7 protein-coding genes and 1 pseudogene are annotated in these 3,681 nt (G+C 44.0%); all 8 read right to left on the bottom strand.

What is annotated here, in order from left to right:
• Positions 1 to 12: 12 nt before the first annotated feature.
• A complete protein-coding gene (locus B8880_RS11995; protein WP_084257821.1) occupies positions 13 to 627 on the bottom strand; it encodes a YqaJ viral recombinase family protein in 615 nt (204 codons plus the stop codon).
• The gene (gene bet, locus B8880_RS11990; protein ID WP_084257820.1) at positions 624 to 1,412 is read right to left on the bottom strand and encodes a phage recombination protein Bet; all 789 of its coding nucleotides are present in this window, start codon (positions 1,410 to 1,412) and stop codon (positions 624 to 626) included. Before bet ends, B8880_RS11995 begins: the two co-directional genes overlap by 4 nt.
• Before the next feature lie 12 nt (positions 1,413 to 1,424).
• A complete protein-coding gene (locus tag B8880_RS11985) occupies positions 1,425 to 1,664 on the bottom strand; it encodes a hypothetical protein (RefSeq protein WP_084257819.1) in 240 nt (79 codons plus the stop codon).
• The gene (locus B8880_RS11980; protein ID WP_084257818.1) at positions 1,661 to 2,635 is read right to left on the bottom strand and encodes a hypothetical protein; all 975 of its coding nucleotides are present in this window, start codon (positions 2,633 to 2,635) and stop codon (positions 1,661 to 1,663) included. Before B8880_RS11980 ends, B8880_RS11985 begins: the two co-directional genes overlap by 4 nt.
• A gap of 12 nt (positions 2,636 to 2,647) precedes the next feature.
• Positions 2,648 to 2,938, bottom strand: coding sequence for a hypothetical protein (locus B8880_RS11975; RefSeq protein ID WP_084257817.1), 291 nt, complete (start codon positions 2,936 to 2,938; stop codon positions 2,648 to 2,650).
• Entirely contained in the window at positions 2,923 to 3,210 is a 288-nt protein-coding gene (locus tag B8880_RS11970) for a hypothetical protein (RefSeq protein ID WP_084257816.1), read from the bottom strand. Before B8880_RS11970 ends, B8880_RS11975 begins: the two co-directional genes overlap by 16 nt.
• Positions 3,210 to 3,485, bottom strand: coding sequence for a hypothetical protein (locus B8880_RS11965; RefSeq protein WP_084257815.1), 276 nt, complete (start codon positions 3,483 to 3,485; stop codon positions 3,210 to 3,212). Before B8880_RS11965 ends, B8880_RS11970 begins: the two co-directional genes overlap by 1 nt.
• 13 nt (positions 3,486 to 3,498) lie before the next feature.
• Positions 3,499 to 3,681, bottom strand: a pseudogene (locus B8880_RS11960) (DUF7666 domain-containing protein); the annotation flags it as partial.

Here is a 3,681-nt window from a genome sequence, read left to right as displayed (position 1 = left end):
CGCCTGCCATAATTATCCTTTTAATGCATTAAGTGAGGTAATAAACTGCGGAATATGCTCATCAAACGCTTTCATCAGGTTTTTATCACGCGCTACAGTGATAAGAAAAAGCGTCTGTTTTTGGTACTCAGGGCAGTAGCTGACAAAATCCCATGTATCGTAGCCAGTTACCCACAAATTGGCTTGCACCTGAATGATGTACTCCGACGGCAAACCGCCCTCAAGAATGTAACAAATGTGCGTACTCATTTTGGGACATTTGATTTCAAGCCCTTTGCGTAGTTCAGGAATTAAGCCGTCTGGGCTGACCATGACTGTGCGATTTTCATCACGATACACACCGCCGACTTGTTGCACGCTGTAGCCTGTTTCAAATTCATACGCCATGCGCGCGAGCGGTTCAAGCTCATTGCCTCGCTCCATTGCTGCCGATTTAAAGGATTTTTCGGGCAGGCCTAAAATGCTTTCTTCGATCAGCTCCGCCATATACTTTTTTTGCGAACTGGATTTTTCACCGCTGGCGGTAACGATGTTTTTAATCCCCGTGGCGGTAGGAATGCCTAGCCGTGCAGTTAGCCATTCCTCCGTGCCTTGTTCGCAATCGAGTGTTATTAGATTGTCTGTCATATCTTAATTTCGTCCCCTAGATTGTCATCGTCCGGTGCTTCGGCGGCTTGTGCGTCAAGTGTTGTATGTAACTTGTTGATGACCTTGACTGCGTGCGCCGCCGTAATTTGCTCAATTGTGCTTACACCGCAAATCGCCAACACTTTTTCCGCTTCCGTTCCAGTGGCTTCAAGCAGTTGTTTAACTTGCTCAACTTGTTCAGCGCTGATCAGTTCAACCGCTTGCGCTTCGATCACGTTCGGTTTTGGGGTGACGTTAATCGGCTCTTTTTGTGTTTCGACAATGCGCTCTGCTTCGTCTTGGTCGTAAATACCAGTAAAACCAAAGGCAAGACGTGCGCACTGGATCATGGTTTTGTGCCGCAGCATTCGTTTCGGGTGCGATTTCCATGGTTGCGTGTTGCGTTGGCATTCACCCATATATTCGGTGACGATAATTGGGCGCGAGCGATCTTTGCGGTATATCGTGCAAGTGCAGCTGTTTTCTTCGCTGTTAAAGCTGAAATCCATACCGTCATATTCTGGGTGTTCGTTCATGATGCGCGACCAACCGTCCACGCCGACAATCGGCACGATTCCGCCGTTATTCGGAAATGCGTAAATCTCGTTCGTCCACGGGTTTAAGCCGTGCTGATTGGCAACAACAAGTAATGCTGTCATTTGCTCATTGCTTACTTTTTGCCCCCGAAATGCGGTGGCTGTAAGCACGTTGGTTAAGCCTGCGCTGTCGCCCATATCAAAACGATCAGCCAGTTTTTGGGTGAGGGTAGCGAGTGCGCTTGTCATGATTTTCCTACCTTATTTATCGGTTAATAGTTCCATAAAAGTTGTTAAAAAATCCCTTAATTCATCTAATTCATTTAGACTTAATTTGGCGTGAATTTTTGCGTGATTATTTGATAACAATAGGGTGACGGTTTTTTTATCGCGATCGAACCCCTCTAAAGCCACAACACCTGAAGTTTTGATATGTAATTTTTCAAACCCATCCCATTTTCCTGGTTGAATAAATCCTGATAGTAACTCGTGAACTGTCATAATTTTTCCTCTTTGGCTTTATTAAGGGAAACACAATCTCCAAAACGGGTTTTTAGGCTTTGAGCTGTATCAATAGCTTGGGTTCTGGTTGTGTTGTTTAAGCGAATAGTGATCACAAAATTTTCAACTGGTTCAGTCGGTGTCAGTTGTGATTTTTGCGTTTTAGCAACGGTTGCCGCTTGCGCTTGCGTTTTTGCTCTTTCTTCCGCTTCCTGCTTGGCTTTTTCGGCTGCCGCCTGTTCTGCTTGTGCTTTTGCTAACGCTTCTTGTTCAGCTTTGGCTTTTAGCTCCGCTTCTCGTTGTTTTTCAGCTTCGATACGTTCGGCTATAATCGGTTCAAGTTCATCTGTTCCGGCGATCAATTTCACTGAATCGTTGAATAAGTAACTTGAGCCAAGCGGAATGAGCTTTAAACGTGATTTAAGACGTGCCGTTTCTTGCATGATTTCGGCAAGAATCAATCCCCGTTCGGCGTTGACTGCCGCTGTTAATGTATGGATAGTAGATTTTCTTTTTATTGATTCCCAAATACGCTGATTGATTTTATTTTTTGGCATCGTTATTTCAAGTGCAAGAGATATTGTGCTTTCGTCACAATTGCTGTGACGCACTTTCATAATTTCATCAAATGCGGCTGTCACGATTCGTTCTTTAATTTCTACTTCTTTATTTTTTACTAATTTATCGCGTGATAGACGCTCTTGTCTGAAACGCTCTGCGATGGCTTCCGCCTGTTCAATCAGTTGATTAATGTCGCCTTGCTGTGCATTTTTAATTGCTGAACGGGTTTTATCTTCCAGTTCTTTCAGTAGCTTCACTTCTTCCTTGGCGGCCGCAAAGTCATCATCGGTTTCAAAATTCTGCGTGAGTGTTGAAAGAAATTGATTCGCTTGTTTCTCAAAGTCGGCGATATTGCACGCCAGAACTTTGCTTTCGGTGCTGATAATCAGCTCAAGTTTTGGTTCAGTCATTTTGTTTCCCCTTTAATATTGCTCATCTTCCCAATGCTTTTCAGCCAGTAATTCGATAACCTCTTTTTTGATTTCTTCGAGCTTTACCCAATTACTATCCTGTATAGATTCCCAAAAATCATCGCGTTCGCATAACGCACATTCAACCGAACCAACAAGCCATGGGTATGGGTTGAGAACTGCTCGGCTGGAGTATGTTTCGTAAAGCTTTTCCGCCCATTTTTTGATTGCTTCGTCTTCCGCCGCCGCCCAACATTGTTGTCGATCATGAGCGGCAAAATCACTTTCTACTGCGCATTGCATAATTCATACTCCATAAACAGTGGCTTTATGCCCCAGATTAGATTTTCCTTGACGGGCATTCCGTTAATTTGTCTGCGACGGATTTTCCGCTTTTTTATTTCAACCCTCACCAGCTCTTTGCTGAGATGATTGTTACTGCGCCAGCCTGTTTTGCATTTGTCGTTGCCGGCTAAATGCTCATAAGCGTAAAATCCGAAGCCCTCTTTTTCATGCGGAACGATTTTGTATTGATGTTCAACAAATTTCGGGCTGATAATCTTGGGTCTCGCCATTACTGAGCCTCTTTCATTTTCTCAACCAAGGTTAAAATTTCCGCTTGCTGTTCGGCGGTCAAATCTGGTTGTAAATCGCCGTTTTCGGCAATCCAATCCGCTTTAGCCTGTGCAATATCGGCTGTTAAATCAGCGGTATGGTTGTAGTGTACCGTGTTCGGTTCAAGTTGAGCGGTGACAGTGACAGGGGGACAGCTAACGCCAAGCATAATCGCTAACAATAAAGCTCCGATAATGTAAGTTGCTTTAAAGTCAAAAGGGTTTTTTAGTCTCATGTTTAAATCTCCTTTAATCAACTTCAATAAAATTTCCGTCTTCATCTAGCGTGTACCAAGTGTCGGGCTTAATGCCGTTATCGCCGATTTTTGAAGCTCGAATATGGATAAGTTCTCCATCGTCATTGTGATATACGCAAACGATAGCCCCCATTTCCGATGCTTTAGCTTTTGAGCTTTCGCCAAATGCAGCTGC

It is taken from the genome of Pasteurella testudinis DSM 23072 (assembly GCF_900176075.1).
Taxonomy (GTDB): domain Bacteria; phylum Pseudomonadota; class Gammaproteobacteria; order Enterobacterales; family Pasteurellaceae; genus Chelonobacter; species Chelonobacter testudinis.
Note: the sequence above shows the minus strand (reverse complement) of the source record. Positions and strands in the feature narration are given on the sequence as shown.